General features: G+C 71.4%; 12 protein-coding genes. 4 read left to right on the top strand and 8 right to left on the bottom strand.

Features of this window, described 5'->3' with window-relative positions; genetic code table 11:
* Positions 1–120 precede the first annotated feature (120 nt).
* The gene (locus tag AMIS_RS21715; RefSeq protein ID WP_157434967.1) at positions 121–1770 is read right to left on the bottom strand and encodes a methyl-accepting chemotaxis protein; all 1650 of its coding nucleotides are present in this window, start codon (positions 1768–1770) and stop codon (positions 121–123) included.
* Positions 1771–1911: 141 nt separating this feature from the next.
* Positions 1912–2382, bottom strand: a complete 471-nt coding sequence (locus AMIS_RS21710; protein ID WP_014444524.1) for an ester cyclase — start codon at positions 2380–2382, stop codon at positions 1912–1914.
* A 100-nt stretch (positions 2383–2482) separates the two neighbouring features.
* Between AMIS_RS21710 and AMIS_RS21705 the strand changes: the two genes are divergently transcribed.
* Entirely contained in the window at positions 2483–3109 is a 627-nt protein-coding gene (locus AMIS_RS21705) for a TetR/AcrR family transcriptional regulator (RefSeq protein ID WP_051042096.1), read from the top strand.
* Positions 3110–3173: 64 nt separating this feature from the next.
* Here the strand turns inward: AMIS_RS21705 and AMIS_RS21700 are convergent, their stop codons facing one another.
* From AMIS_RS21700 to AMIS_RS21685, 4 genes are all read right to left on the bottom strand, one after another.
* The gene (locus AMIS_RS21700) at positions 3174–4139 is read right to left on the bottom strand and encodes an SDR family NAD(P)-dependent oxidoreductase (protein WP_014444522.1); all 966 of its coding nucleotides are present in this window, start codon (positions 4137–4139) and stop codon (positions 3174–3176) included.
* Positions 4139–4327: a hypothetical protein gene (locus AMIS_RS21695; RefSeq protein ID WP_014444521.1), complete on the bottom strand. Its 189-nt coding sequence runs from the start codon at positions 4325–4327 to the stop codon at positions 4139–4141. Before AMIS_RS21695 ends, AMIS_RS21700 begins: the two co-directional genes overlap by 1 nt.
* A 222-nt stretch (positions 4328–4549) precedes the next feature.
* On the bottom strand, positions 4550–5755 hold the full coding sequence (locus AMIS_RS21690) for an MFS transporter (protein ID WP_014444520.1): 1206 nt from the start codon (positions 5753–5755) through the stop codon (positions 4550–4552).
* A gap of 68 nt (positions 5756–5823) precedes the next feature.
* The gene (locus AMIS_RS21685) at positions 5824–7437 is read right to left on the bottom strand and encodes a xylulokinase (protein ID WP_157434966.1); all 1614 of its coding nucleotides are present in this window, start codon (positions 7435–7437) and stop codon (positions 5824–5826) included.
* Between the two features lie 201 nt (positions 7438–7638).
* Between AMIS_RS21685 and AMIS_RS21680 the strand changes: the two genes are divergently transcribed.
* Positions 7639–8091, top strand: a complete 453-nt coding sequence (locus tag AMIS_RS21680) for a MarR family winged helix-turn-helix transcriptional regulator (protein ID WP_041831122.1) — start codon at positions 7639–7641, stop codon at positions 8089–8091.
* A 3-nt stretch (positions 8092–8094) separates the two neighbouring features.
* Here the strand turns inward: AMIS_RS21680 and AMIS_RS21675 are convergent, their stop codons facing one another.
* Positions 8095–9888 (bottom strand): flavin-containing monooxygenase, encoded by a 1794-nt coding sequence (locus AMIS_RS21675; protein ID WP_014444517.1) that lies wholly within the window; start codon positions 9886–9888, stop codon positions 8095–8097.
* A 97-nt stretch (positions 9889–9985) separates the two neighbouring features.
* On the bottom strand, positions 9986–10615 hold the full coding sequence (locus AMIS_RS21670; protein ID WP_231859049.1) for a TetR/AcrR family transcriptional regulator: 630 nt from the start codon (positions 10613–10615) through the stop codon (positions 9986–9988).
* Between the two features lie 66 nt (positions 10616–10681).
* Here AMIS_RS21670 and AMIS_RS21665 point away from each other — a divergent pair, with 66 nt between their 5' ends.
* Entirely contained in the window at positions 10682–11662 is a 981-nt protein-coding gene (locus AMIS_RS21665) for a proline racemase family protein (protein ID WP_231859048.1), read from the top strand.
* A complete protein-coding gene (locus AMIS_RS21660) occupies positions 11659–12522 on the top strand; it encodes an ornithine cyclodeaminase family protein (RefSeq protein WP_014444514.1) in 864 nt (287 codons plus the stop codon). Before AMIS_RS21665 ends, AMIS_RS21660 begins: the two co-directional genes overlap by 4 nt.
* Positions 12523–12603 lie beyond the last annotated feature (81 nt).

Here is a 12603-nt window from a genome sequence, read left to right as displayed (position 1 = left end):
GCGGATGGATGCAGGTTCGCTACGGTTTTCTCAGTGATCCGGCGACGACGGCCGGCGCGATCAGCGGCGTCCACCACCTGCCGGGGTCGACGTTCACGGTCAGCCGGTCGCCGGGGAACCTCAGACGCGGAAGCGGGACACCACCGTCTGCAGTTCCGCCGCGATCCCGGCCAGCTCGGTCGCCGTCGCGTTCGCCTCGTCCAGGGCGGCCGTGGTCGTCTGGGTGGCGCTGGCCACGCCGTCGATGTTCCCGGCGATCGCCGACGTGCCCTGCGCCGCGTCGCCGACGCTGCGGGCCATCTCGCCGGTGGTGGCGGTCTGTTCCTCCACGGCGGACGCGATGGTCGTCTGGTAGTCGCTGATCCGCGCGATGATCGAGGAGATCTCGCCGATCGCGGCGACCGCGTTGGAGCTGTCCGCCTGGATCGCCTCGACCCGCCGGGCGATGTCCTCGGTGGCCCGCGCGGTCTCCTGGGCGAGATCCTTGACCTCGCTGGCGACCACGGCGAAACCCTTGCCCATCTCGCCGGCCCGCGCCGCCTCGATGGTGGCGTTCAGGGCCAGCAGGTTGGTCTGCTCGGCGATCGCGGTGATCGTCTTGATGACGTTGCCGATCTCGGCGCTGGACGTGCCGAGCTGGGAGACGGTCGCGTTGGCGCTGTCGGCCACGCCGACGGCCTCGCTGGCGACACGGGCGGCCTCGGACGCGTTGGAGGCGATCTCCCGGATCGAGACGCCCATCTCCTCGCTGCCGGCGGCGACGGTCTGCACGTTCGTCGACACGTCCCCGGCGGCGGTGGCCGCGACGTTGGCCTGGGCGGCGGCGTCCTGCGCGGACTGCCCGATCTGCCCGGCCACCCGGCTGAGCCGCTCGGTGCTGGTGCCGAGGGTCTGCGAGCTCGAGGTGAGCTGCCCGACCATGGATCGCAGGCCCTCCCGGGCGGTGTTCACGGCGACCGCCATGCCGCCGAGCTCGTCGCGGGCGTGCACCTCCGCGCCGACGGTCAGGTCGCCGTCGGCGACGGCCGCGAGCGAGCGGGAGACGCTGCCGAGCTGCTTGGCGATGACGCGGGAGATGAACGTGGCGAGCGCGAGCGCCAGCACCAGTCCCACGACCAAAAAGATGATCATTTGGGTACGGGCGGAGTTGTAGCTGGACTCGGCTTCCTCCGCCATGGCAGCCGACTCGGCGTCCTCGGTCTCCTGGAGTTCCACCACCGACGCCTGGAGTTGCTGCTGCGTCGCGGTCCAGGTCGTGACGACCTTGTCGGCGGCGGGTGGGTCGAACCCGGCGGCCGGACTCTCCCCGAACAGGGCGTAGTCCCGCAGGTTCTGGAAGTAGGAGAACGTGTCGGCCACCTCGGCGGCGGCCTTCTCCCGGCCGGGCGAACCCACAGCGAGCGCCTGGTAGTCGGTGATGGCCTGCGTCGTCGCCTCGTCGGTCGCGGCCACGTTCTCCCGCAGCGTCGCGGTGCGTTGCGCCGCGGGCGTGACCGCCCAGGCGAAGAGCGCGGAGAAGCCCGACCCGACCGCCCCGCGCAGCGTGCTCAGCACGAGGCTGCTGTCGACGTGCTTGGTCTTCATCGCCTTGATGTTGTCGTTGAGGCTCGAGAGCCTGACGATGCCCAGCACACCGACGATCGCCGCGACAAGCGCGCAGCAGAGGACCGCAGCATAGATCTTCGTGCCCACGCGGAAGTCCGCCAGCGCCCCGGTCACGGGATTACGCGGCGCGGTGACTTCCACCTTCGGGCTTCGCCCGCTCTTCACACCACCATGATCGGCGCACGGCGGCGCAAACTGAGCGATTCCGTCAGGCCGAGGCCCGCGGAGGCCACGGGCCTCGGAGCGGGCGAGCGGCGCGCCCGCGCTCGCTCGCCCGACAGCTGATTGATACGACGGCTGCCTTGACTACGCCCCGGTGGCGATCGCCCGCCCGGCCTCGACGGCCGACGCGAAATCGGGGACGACACCGATCTGAGCGAGAAGCACGTTCGCCGCGTTGTAGCAATTAAATTTCTCAATCTTTCCGGCACGGAGATACCAGAGATCAGCGGTCGGCACGTCGATTCTCTTACCGGTCGGCGGAATCTCACCGGCCGGAGTCGGGAAAGCGCCGAGATGCGTTCCCTGAATGCGAAGCTCGACCGCCACCACGTCGCCGATCACATGCACCGCGAGCAACTCCCGGTGGATGTCGGGAAAGACCGCCGCTAAGCCCGTTATCGCCTGCGGGATCTGGTCACCGCGGAAGGTCATCGCGTTCGGTACGTCGTTGAACTCGCCGTCGGAGGTGAACAGGTCACGAAAACCATCGGCGTCGGTAACGTTTCCCTCGGCCCGCCGGTAAGCCTCGCGAACGATCTCCTCATTGCTTTTCATGTCACATCTCCTCGATGCCGGGAATGGTGCTGGAAAGAATGGGTGCTTCATCAAGCTAACACGTTTTTGACCAGACGGTCAATAACGTATGCTTGCTCACATGCCGCGCCCCCGCAAGTTCCTCGAGAGCGACGTCGTCAGCAGCGCCAGCGAGGTGTTCGCCGTGCACGGTCTCGCCGCCGCGACGCTGGACGACCTCGTGCGGGCGACGGGCCTCGGGAAACAGAGCCTCTACAACGCGTTCGGCGGGAAACGGGAACTGTTCCTGCGGGCGCTGTCCGAGGACCGGGCTGAGGCGGCGCGCGCCGTCGCCGAGGCGCTCGGGCACGACGACGCCTCGCCGCTGGAACGCATCCGCGGTCACCTGCTCGGGCTGGCGATCGAGTTCAGCAGCACCGATCGGCGGGTCTCGCTGACCACGCGCGCGCTGGTCGAGTCGACCGGCGACGAGGACCCGATCGCGACGTCGACCAGGGCCGGGATCGAACAGCTCGCCGGCGTCTACGCCCAGTGCCTCGACCACGCACGGGAGGGCGGCGAGCTCCCGGCGGACGCGAACGTGCAATCGCTGGCGGTCTATTTTGTCGCCGTCACCCGCGGAATGGAGCTGCTCGGCCGGGCCGGCGTCGGCCGCAGCGTCCTCACCGCGGTCGCGCTCGACGCCCTCCGCACGATCCACGGCCGGCGAATGGACGACACCGAGCAGCGCGTGACCCTCCCGGAATAACTGCTCACCGCACCCGCGCCGCGGGGTTCGGCCGCTCGCCGAACCCCGCGCAACGGGGACGCGATCAGGTCCGGCTGCCCAGCCACGTGCCGAGCCGCCGGCGGACCCGGCCACGCCGGTAGCCGCCGTGCACCGCCCCGCGGGACAGCGGCTCGAAGATCGCGCCCGGCCCCGGCGGCACGGCGGACGACCCGGTCACGAACGCGCCGCCCCACCAGCCGATCACCGACTCGGCGGTTCGGGGCGCGAGCCGGTGGGCGGCCAGCATCAGGTGCGAGACCACACCCACGGTGGTCTGCCGGCGCGGGTGGCGGGCGACGGCGAGGATCCGGGCGGCGAGACGCTCCGGGGCGTACGCGGGGGGAATGGCCCGCAGCCGGCGCCCGGAGTGATTGGCGGACCGCTGGAAGAACGGGGTGTCGACGGTGCCGGGCATCAGCAGGCAGACCCGGATCCGCGGGTGCCGGGCGACCTCCTGCTGAAGGCTGAGCGCCAGTCCGCGGACGGCGAACTTGCTCATCGAGTAGAGCGGTATCACCGGGTTCGGGAACACCGACAACAGCGATCCGACGAGTACGAGGACACCGTGCCCCTGCGCCCGGAAGACGGTCACCGCGGAACGGGCGCAGAGCGTGGCGCCGAGGACGTTGGTGTCGACCAGGCGGCGCAGCTCGTCGACCGGTTCCGAGCCGAGCGGCCCGGCGATGCCGACGGCGGCCGCCTCCACCCAGACGTCGATCCTGCCGAACCGCTCCAGCGTCGCCCGGGTGAGCTCGTCGACCGCCGCCGGATCCCCGATGTCCGCCGGCACGACCAGCACGTCCGCGGCGCGCTGCAGGTCGGCGTTGTTCTTCTGGTAGTCGGCGAGGCGCTCGCGGCAGGCGCGTTCCACGTCGGCGAGCGCCTCCCGGCCGCGGGAGGCGAGGACCAGCCGGGCGCCCTCGGCGGCGAACGCCAGCGCGGTCGCCCGGCCGATCCCGCTGGACGCCCCGGTGATCACGACGACGGAGTCGCGCAGGTCGAGCGCCATCAGTCGTCGGTGTCCTGCTGCGCCCGGTTGGCGCCGGTGGCGTTGATGCCGGCGTTGCTGCTGCCGTGGGCGGGCGCCTGCTCGCGCGGCTCCTCGTCGGTGATGAAGGTGCCCTCCTCCTCGGCGCCGGTGACGTGCTGGTCGGTGCTGCCGCCGAGATCGGGGGACTGGTCACGGTCGTCGGACATTGCGGCGCCTCCTGTGGCAGTCGGGTGTCCGGTGCATACCCGATCGGTGCCGCTCGAAGCGTGATCCCGCCGGCCTGCGCCGACAGCACTGCCGGCCGGGCTGGTCCAGCTGGTTCTGCGGGCGACCGCACGGGCGAGTGGCCGGACCGGCCGGCTGCCAGCGCGACTGCACTCACGACCAGCCGGACCGGCCGGACCAGCCGGACCGGCTGGTTCTCAGTGCTAGTGCTGCTGCTGTGCGCCCGGCAGCGGCCGCACGCTTCCGGCGATCGCCACCGCCACGGCGAGCAGCGCCGAGACGACGACCAGGGCCTTCAGCACGGTGATGTGGTGGCCGAGCAGCCCGATCGTGGGTGGCCCGGCCAGGAACGCGCAGTAGCCGATCGACGCGACCACGCTGACCCGGGCGGCGGCGCGGCGCGGGTCGTCGCCGGCGGCGCTCATGCCGACCGGGAAGCCGAGGGAGGCGCCGAGTCCCCACAGCAGCGTGCCGGCGAACGCGAGGGCGGGTGACGGCGCGAAGACGAACAACGTCGCCCCGGCGATGCCCACAAGAGCGAGGACCCGGACCATCCGGGTACGGCCGTAGCGGTCCAGTAGTGCCGGACCGAACCAGCGGCCGGCTGTCATGGCGGTGAGGAACCCGGCGAACGCGAGGGTGCCGAGGGTGGCGGAGACGTGGTGGCCGTCGATCGCGGCGACGCTGATCCAGTCGTTGCCGACCCCTTCGGCGAACGCGAAGGCCAGCACGAACACCCCGATGAGCAGGGTGCGCGGCTCCCGCCAGGCGGTGAGCGCGCCGCCGGCGGACGGGGCCGATCCGTCCGCGGCCGGTTCGGTGTCGTCGTGGTCCGGCACGAACCGGCGGGCCTGCCAGGCCACGGCGATCACGACGAGGACGGCGACGACGGTCAGGTGGGTGGCGACCGGGACGTCCAGGGCGATCATGGCGGCGCCGCCGAGGGCGCCGGCGACGGTGCCGAGGCTGAAGCCGGCGTGGAAGCGGGACATGATCGATTTGCTGAGGAGGCGTTCCACGACGGTGCCCTGCACGTTCATCGCGACGTCCCAGGCGCCGTTGGCGAAACCGAGCAGGAACAGGCCGATCACCACCGGGATCACGCCGGCCAGGGAGCCGATCGCCGCGGTGGTGAGGCCGACGCCGAGCAGGAGCGTCATCGCCATCACGGTCCGGGACGAGCCGATCCGGGTGACGACCGGCCCGGAGAGCGGGAGCGCCAGCAGCGAGCCGGCGGCGATCGCGAGCAGCACCAGGCCGAGGGCGGCGGAGTCGAGTTCGAGCTGGTCACGGACTTGCGGGATCCGGGACGCCCAGCTGGCGAACGCGAAGCCGGAGCCGATGAAGGCGGTGTAGGTCGCCACGGTGGCGGCGCGGACCACCGGCGTGGTGGTGAGGGAGTCCTGCATGTGTACGACCGTACATAACGAGCGGGCGGAACGGGGACCCGTCCCACCCGTACCCTCGTCAGCCGGTTTTAACTGTTGTCGACGGCCGCCTGCTGCACCGGGAGGGCCGCCACGTAGCGCTGCATGAACGCGGTGAACCCGGCGACGTCCGCGGGGTCCGGCTCGGCCGTGTCGAGCTGCGCGTCCGCGAAGACCGTGCCGGTCAGGAAGTCGTCGAGGCTCTGACCCGGCTGCCGGTCCCGGACGAACCCGGCGAGCACCGCGATGCCCCAGGCGCCACCCTCGGCGGCCAGGTCACCGACCGAGACGGGCGTGTTGATGGCGGCCGCGAGCAGGTTCTGCGCCACGCCCTCGGTCTTGAACAGGCCGCCGTGCGCGAACATCCGGTCCAGCTTGACGGACTCCTCCTTCTGCAGCACGTCCATGCCGATGCGCAGCGTCGCCAGCGCGGCGTAGAGCTGGGTCCGCATGAAGGTGGCCAGGTCGAGCGAGCTGCCGGGCACCCGGAAGAACAGCGGGCGGCCCTCGTGCAGCTTGGTGATCGGCTCACCGGACAGGTTGTTGAACGCCATCAGGCCGCCGCCGTCGGGCGCGCCGCTCAGCGCGGCGCGGAACAGCGTCTCGAAGATCTTGTTGGTGTCCACGTCGACGCCGAGCGCCGTGGTGAACTCGGCGAACAGCCCGGCCCACGAGTTCAGTTCGCTGGCGCCGTTGTTGCAGTGCACCATCGCGACCAGGTCGCCTGCCGGGGTGGTCACCAGGTCGATCTCCGGGTGCATCCGGGACAGCTCGTTCTCCAGCACGATCATGGCGAAGATGCTGGTGCCGGCGCTGACGTTGCCGGTGCGCCGGGCGACCGAGTTGGTGGCGACCATGCCGGTGCCGGCGTCACCCTCGGGCGGGCAGAGCGTGGCGCCGGGCTGCAGGACGCCGCTCGGGTCGAGCAGCCGGGCGCCGGCCTCGGTCAGCGTGCCGGCCGGTTCACCGGCGGGCAGCACGGCGGGCAGCAGGTCGGCGAGCTTGCGCGGCACCCGGCCGGCCGCCAGCTCGTCGAACTGGGCGAGCATCCGGGTGTCGTAGCCGCCGGTGGCGACGTCGATCGGGAACATGCCGCTGGCGTCGCCGACGCCGAGCACCTGCTCGCCGGTGAGCTGCCAGTGGACGTACCCGGCAAGGGTGTTGATTTTGGAAAGGCGAGCGACGTGCTCCTCGCCGTTCAGCACGGCCTGGTAGAGGTGGGCGATGCTCCAGCGGTGCGGGATGTTGTGGCCGAACAGCTCGCTCAGCGCCTCGGACGCGTCGCCGGTGTTGGTGTTGCGCCAGGTGCGGAACGGGGTGAGCAGCTCGCCCTCGGCGTCGAACGCGAGGTAGCCGTGCATCATCGCGGACACGCCGAGAGCGCCGGTGGTGCGCAGCTCCGTGCCGTACTTGCGGCGGACGTCCTCGGCCAGCGAGGCGAAACAGTCCCGCAGTCCCGCCCAGACGGCGTCGAGGGAGTAGGTCCAGGTCCGGTCCACGAACTGGTTCTCCCAGTCGTGGGTGCCCACCGCGATCGCCGCGTGGTCCGGGCCGGTCAGCACGGCCTTGATCCGGGTCGAGCCCAGCTCGATGCCGATCGCCGTGCGGCCGTCGTCGATCGTGGTACGAATGCCGGCCGCGGGCCGTGCCTCTGTGTCGCTCATCGTCATGTTCTACCGCACCGGTCCGGAGAGCGGGAGGGGCCCCGGCACACTTTGTTAACGTGCGCCTAACGTGCGTGTTCTCGTTGCTCGTCACTGTGTGGCTCGCGGTGAGGTGGTATGTGAGCGTGAACAAGTCTGAATTGTTCGGCGATGTCCTGTGGCATGCTGGTGGTTGACGTGTCAGTCAAGGAGGCTTCTCTCATGCGCAAGCTGCCCAGCCGGGACGACCTGCGGACCTGGCGCGAGTTCATCGAGACGACCGAGGCGCTGCGGGGTGCGCTCACCGCACGGTTGCAGCACGACACCGGCCTGTCACCGGGGGACTACGCGGTGCTGCTGGCGTTGAGTGAGGCGGCGGGCAACCGGATGCGGTCGTCGGACCTGGCCGCCCACATCGGCTGGGAGCGCAGCCGTCTCTCCCACCACCTGGCCCGGATGGAGCGCCGGGGGCTGATCCGCCGGGAGGAGTGCGCGACCGACAGCCGGGGCGCGGAGGTGGTGCTGAGCGAGCCGGGGAGTGAGGCTTTCGGCGCCGCCACGGTGCCCCATCTGCGCGCCGTCCGGGAGCTGTTCGTGGACGCCCTGACGCCGGAGCAACTGGCTGCGGCGGGGGAGATCGCGGCCGCGCTCCGGGCCCGCCTCCCCCGCCCGTGACGCTTACATGACCTCGTCGAAACCGCCGCCGGCCCGCCACTCGCGCAGCAGGTCGTGGAAGGCGACCGGCCCCGGCCCGTACGAGTTGTTGACCGGTCGCGGCTTACCCTCCCCGTTGTAGTACCCGGGCGTACATTCGGCCTGGAAGTTGAAGTTGTCCGGGGCCGTCTCCCGGATCACCCGGATCCACCCCTCCTCGGCCTCCGCGCTCGGCTCGATCCGGGCCGCGCCGCGCTTGCCGGCCTCGGCGACCAGCGCGCCGATGTGCGTCGCCTGCTCCTGCAGCACGTGCACGAAGTTCACCGCCGCCGCGTTCTGCAGCGACCCGAGGTGGAAGAGATTCGGGAAGCCGTGCGAAAAGAAGCCATGGAGGGTACGGGGCCCGTTGCGCCAGTGGCCGAGAAGAGGCATGCCACCGCGGCCGTACACCGGAAGGGTCCCGGAGACGACGCCGGAGATGCCCACCTCGAAGCCGGTGGCGAAGATGACGCAGTCCACGTCGTACGCCGTCTCGCCGACGACCACGGAGGTAGCCGTCATCCGGGTGATCCCGCCGGTGTCCGCGGTGTCGACCAGGGTGACGTCGGGCCGGTTGAACGTCTGCAGGTAGTGGTCGCTGAACGTGGGCCGCTTGCACATGTACCGGTACCAGGGCTTGAGCAGCTCGGCGGTGGCCGGATCGTCGACGATCTCGTCGACCCGGGCGCGGATCTCGTTCATCTTCCGGAAGTCGGCGAGCTCGTCGAGGTACTCGCGTTCCTCGGCCGGCAGGTTGCTGTCGACCGAGCCGGTGAGCATCTGGCGCTGCAGCTTGGCGGTCGCCGTCCAGCCGTCGGCGATCAGGTCGGTCTCGGCGTGGCCGCCGGTGACGATGGTCAGGAAGTTGTCCATCCGTTCCTGCTGCCAGCCGGGCTGCAGGGAGGCCTTGAAGGCGTCGTCGATCGGCCGGTTGTCGCGGACGTCCACCGTCGACGGCGTGCGCTGGAAGACGTAGAGGTGCTCGGCGTCGCGGGCCAGGTGCGGGACGATCTGGATGGCGGTGGCGCCGGTGCCCACCACGGCTACCTTCTTGCCGGCGAGTTTGTGCAGGCCGCCGGTCTGGTCGCCGCCGGTGTATCCGTAGTCCCAGCGGCTGGTGTGGAAGGTGTGCCCGCCGAACTCCTCGATGCCGGGGATGCCGGGCAGTTTCGGCTGGGAAAGGGTGCCGGAGGAGAGCACGACGTAGCGGGAGGTGAAGCGGTCCCCGCGGTCGGTCGTGACGGTCCACTCGCCGGCCCCGTCGTCCCAGCGCAGCTCGGTCACCCGGGTGTGGAACAGCGTGTCGTCGTAGAGCTCGAACCGCTTGGCGATGGCGATGGCGTGCTGCCGGATCTCCTCGCCGGGCGCGTACCGCCACTGCGGCACGTACCCGACCTCCTCCAGCAGCGGCATGTAGACAGTGGACTCGATGTCGCAGTGGATGCCCGGGTACCGGTTCCAGTACCAGGTGCCGCCGAAGTCGCCGGCCTCGTCGATCATCCGCAGGTCCCGTACCCCGGCCTGCCGCAGCCGGGCCCCGGCGAGCAGGCCGCCGAAGCCGCCGCCGACCACGACCGCCTCGACCCGATCGGTGACCGGCTCCCGCTCGGCGCGCGGGGTGTACGGGTCGGTGGCGTAGAACCCCCACTCGCCGGCCGCCCGCCGGTACTGCGCGGCGCCCTCGGGCCGGATCCGGCGATCCCGTTCGGCCTGGTACTTCGCGCGCAACGCGTCGACTTCCACCGCGCTGAGGCGGTGCGGGATGTAGTTCGCGGACATGGGGCGGCCCTTTCGCCGGGGATCATGCGAGCCAGGGCAACAATTTAAAGCACGTGCATGACGAAATGTGAATCCCCGTGCCCGCGAGTCCGGTTTGTCACCGGGAGTTCATCGGGGCCCGCAACAGACCCTCCACCGCGTCCAGCAGACTCGTCGCGGTCGCCGCCCACCGCGGCTGCGCGCTGCGCTCCCGCTGCGCGCAGAAGTGCACGATGAGGGTGTGCGCCATGTCCTCGCGCTCCCGGCACACCTCGGGCGTCAGGTGCGGCAGCAGCCGGTGCAGCGCCTCACTCACCGCGAACAGCACCGGCGCGTCGCGCAGCACGTCACCGGCGAGCTGCCGCAGCCCCGGCTCGGTGATCACCTGCGCGGCGAACCGCGCATACCAGCTGGGCGCGCCGAGCGCGGCCAGATGTTGCGTGTACGGGCACACCACGCACGTGACCACGTCCCGCAGCTCGGCGCTCTCCCGGTACCGATCGAACAGCCCCCGCCGGATCTCCTCCATCGGCGCCGCGTGCCGCCGGATGATCGCCCGGATCAGCTCGCTCCTGGTGCCGAAGTGATAGCCCACGGCGGCGTTGTTGCCCTGCCCCGCGGCCTCACTGATCTGCCGGTTGGAGACGGTCGCGACGCCGTGCTCGGCGAAGAGCCGCTCCGCCGTGTCCAGGATGGTCGCCCGGGTCGCCGCCACCTGCACGTCACGTGTCCGGCGAGGGCTCCTCACGGCGGTCAGCATACGACGTGAATCTCGTGAGAGAGTGCATGGATCGCGATGGCGGAAGGGGGATCGGTGCGCGTCAGCACGGTCGACTACCACACCGGGGGAGAGCCGTTCCGGATCGTCCCCGCGCCGCCGGTGGGGATCCCCGGCGGGTCCGTCGCGGAGCGCCGCGTCCTCGCCATCGGCGACACCGACGCCGACCGGCTGCGCCGCCTGCTCTGTCACGAGCCGCGCGGGCACGCCGACATGTACGGCGGGATGCTCGTCCCGCCGGACGACGACGGCGCCCGGCTCGGGGTGCTCTTCTTCCACAAGGACGGCTTCTCCACCGCGTGCGGGCACGGCACGATCGCGCTCGGTGTCTGGGCGGTCCGCTCCGGCCTGGTCGACGCGCCCGCCGACGGGGTCGCGGAGGTGCCGATCGACGTGCCGTCCGGCCGGGTCACCGCGCGGGTGCACACCGCCGCCGGCCGGGTCACCGCCGCGGACTTCGTCAGCGTGCCGTCCTACCTGGTCGACGACAACATCGTGGTACGCACCCCGCGCGGGCCGGCGACCGTGACGGTCAGCTACGGCGGCGCGCTCTACGCCCAGGTGGAGGCGGCCTCGCTGGGTCTCGCGGTCACCCCGGAGCACCTGCCGGAGCTGATCGTGCTGGGCCGGCAGATCAAGGCGGCGCTCGCCGGGCACCCCGCCGCGCGGCATCCCAGCGACCCGCGCCTGGACGGCATCTACGGCACCATCTTCTTCGACGTGCTCCCCGGCGCCGCCCACCAGCGCAACGTCACCATCTTCGCGGACGGCGAGGTGGACCGGTCGCCGTGCGGGTCCGGCACCGCGGCCCGGGTCGCCACGCTCGCCGCGGTCGGCAGGCTCGCGCCGGGCCAGCGGCTGCTGCACGACTCGATCGTCGGCTCCCGGTTCGTGGCCCGGTACGCTCCCGGCCCCGAGGTGGTGCCGGTGATCACCGGAATGGCGTATCCGACCGGCGAGCACACGTTCGTCGTGGACCCGGACGACCCGATGACCCCTGGGTTCGTGCTCCGATGATCCGGTACGTCTCCGCCGCCGACGTCGCCACGCTGCTGCCGCCGGCCGACGCGGTCGCCGCGATCGAGGACGCGCTGCGCGCCGGGCTCGACCCGTCGGCCGGAGTCCCGCGCGGCGCTGTCGCGCTGCGGTCCGGGTCGATGCTGCTGATGCCGGCCGAGTCCGCGGCGCACGCCGGGGTCAAGCTGGTCACCGTCGCGCCCGGCAACACGGCTCGGGGACTGCCGACGATCAGCGGGCTCTACGCGATCTTCGACGCGGCGACGCTGCGACCGGTGGCGATCATCGACGGAGCGGCGCTGACCACCCTGCGTACCCCGGCGGTGTCGTTCGCGGCGGTCCGGCGGTTCCTGCCGGAGGCGCCGCACGTGGTGGTCTTCGGCGCGGGCCCGCAGGGCGCCGGCCACCTCGGCACGCTGCGGGCGCTCGTCACGCCGGCGTCGGTGACCGTCGTGACCCGCTCCGGGCCCGGCGCGACCCGGACCGCCGAGGCGCTGCACGCCGCCGACCTGGTGGTCTGTGCCACCACGGCCCGCGAACCGCTCTTCGACTCGGCGCTGCTCGGTGATCGGGCGGTGGTGGTGGCGGTCGGCTCGCACGAGCCGGACGCCCGCGAGGTGGACGCCGCGTTCTGCGGGCGCGCCACGGTGATCGTGGAGGACCGGGCGACCGCGCTGCGCGAGTGCGGCGACGTCGTCCTGGCCGCCGCGGAGGGCATTCTGCGCCCCGGTGATCTGCTTTCCCTCAGCGATGTGGTGAACGGCGCGCCGGTGCCGCCCGGACCGATTCTGTTCAAAGGCTCCGGCATGGCCTGGCAGGATCTCGTGATCGCGGAAGCGGTTCTCGCCCGCCCGCTCTGAACAATTCTGCAACAAGCCTGCAAACGGAAATCATTGACTGCTGTCAAAGTTTCGCGCAGATTTCACGGTACGGCGGCCGCC

Origin of the sequence: Actinoplanes missouriensis 431, assembly GCF_000284295.1 — a bacterium.
Taxonomy (GTDB): Bacteria; Actinomycetota; Actinomycetes; order Mycobacteriales; family Micromonosporaceae; genus Actinoplanes; species Actinoplanes missouriensis.
This window is presented reverse-complemented; position numbering and strand designations above follow the sequence as displayed.

Excerpts from the sequence above, each read along its gene's own strand:
- AMIS_RS21710 (WP_014444524.1), bottom strand. The coding sequence starts at position 2,382 with ATGAAAAGCAATGAGGAGATCGTTCGCGAGGCTTACCGGCGGGCCGAG.
- AMIS_RS21705 (WP_051042096.1), top strand. The coding sequence starts at position 2,483 with ATGCCGCGCCCCCGCAAGTTCCTCGAGAGCGACGTCGTCAGCAGCGCC.
- AMIS_RS21700 (WP_014444522.1), bottom strand. The coding sequence starts at position 4,139 with ATGGCGCTCGACCTGCGCGACTCCGTCGTCGTGATCACCGGGGCGTCC.
- AMIS_RS21695 (WP_014444521.1), bottom strand. The coding sequence starts at position 4,327 with ATGTCCGACGACCGTGACCAGTCCCCCGATCTCGGCGGCAGCACCGAC.
- AMIS_RS21690 (WP_014444520.1), bottom strand. The coding sequence starts at position 5,755 with ATGCAGGACTCCCTCACCACCACGCCGGTGGTCCGCGCCGCCACCGTG.
- AMIS_RS21685 (WP_157434966.1), bottom strand. The coding sequence starts at position 7,437 with ATGAGCGACACAGAGGCACGGCCCGCGGCCGGCATTCGTACCACGATC.
- AMIS_RS21680 (WP_041831122.1), top strand. The coding sequence starts at position 7,639 with ATGCGCAAGCTGCCCAGCCGGGACGACCTGCGGACCTGGCGCGAGTTC.
- AMIS_RS21675 (WP_014444517.1), bottom strand. The coding sequence starts at position 9,888 with ATGTCCGCGAACTACATCCCGCACCGCCTCAGCGCGGTGGAAGTCGAC.
- AMIS_RS21660 (WP_014444514.1), top strand. The coding sequence starts at position 11,659 with ATGATCCGGTACGTCTCCGCCGCCGACGTCGCCACGCTGCTGCCGCCG.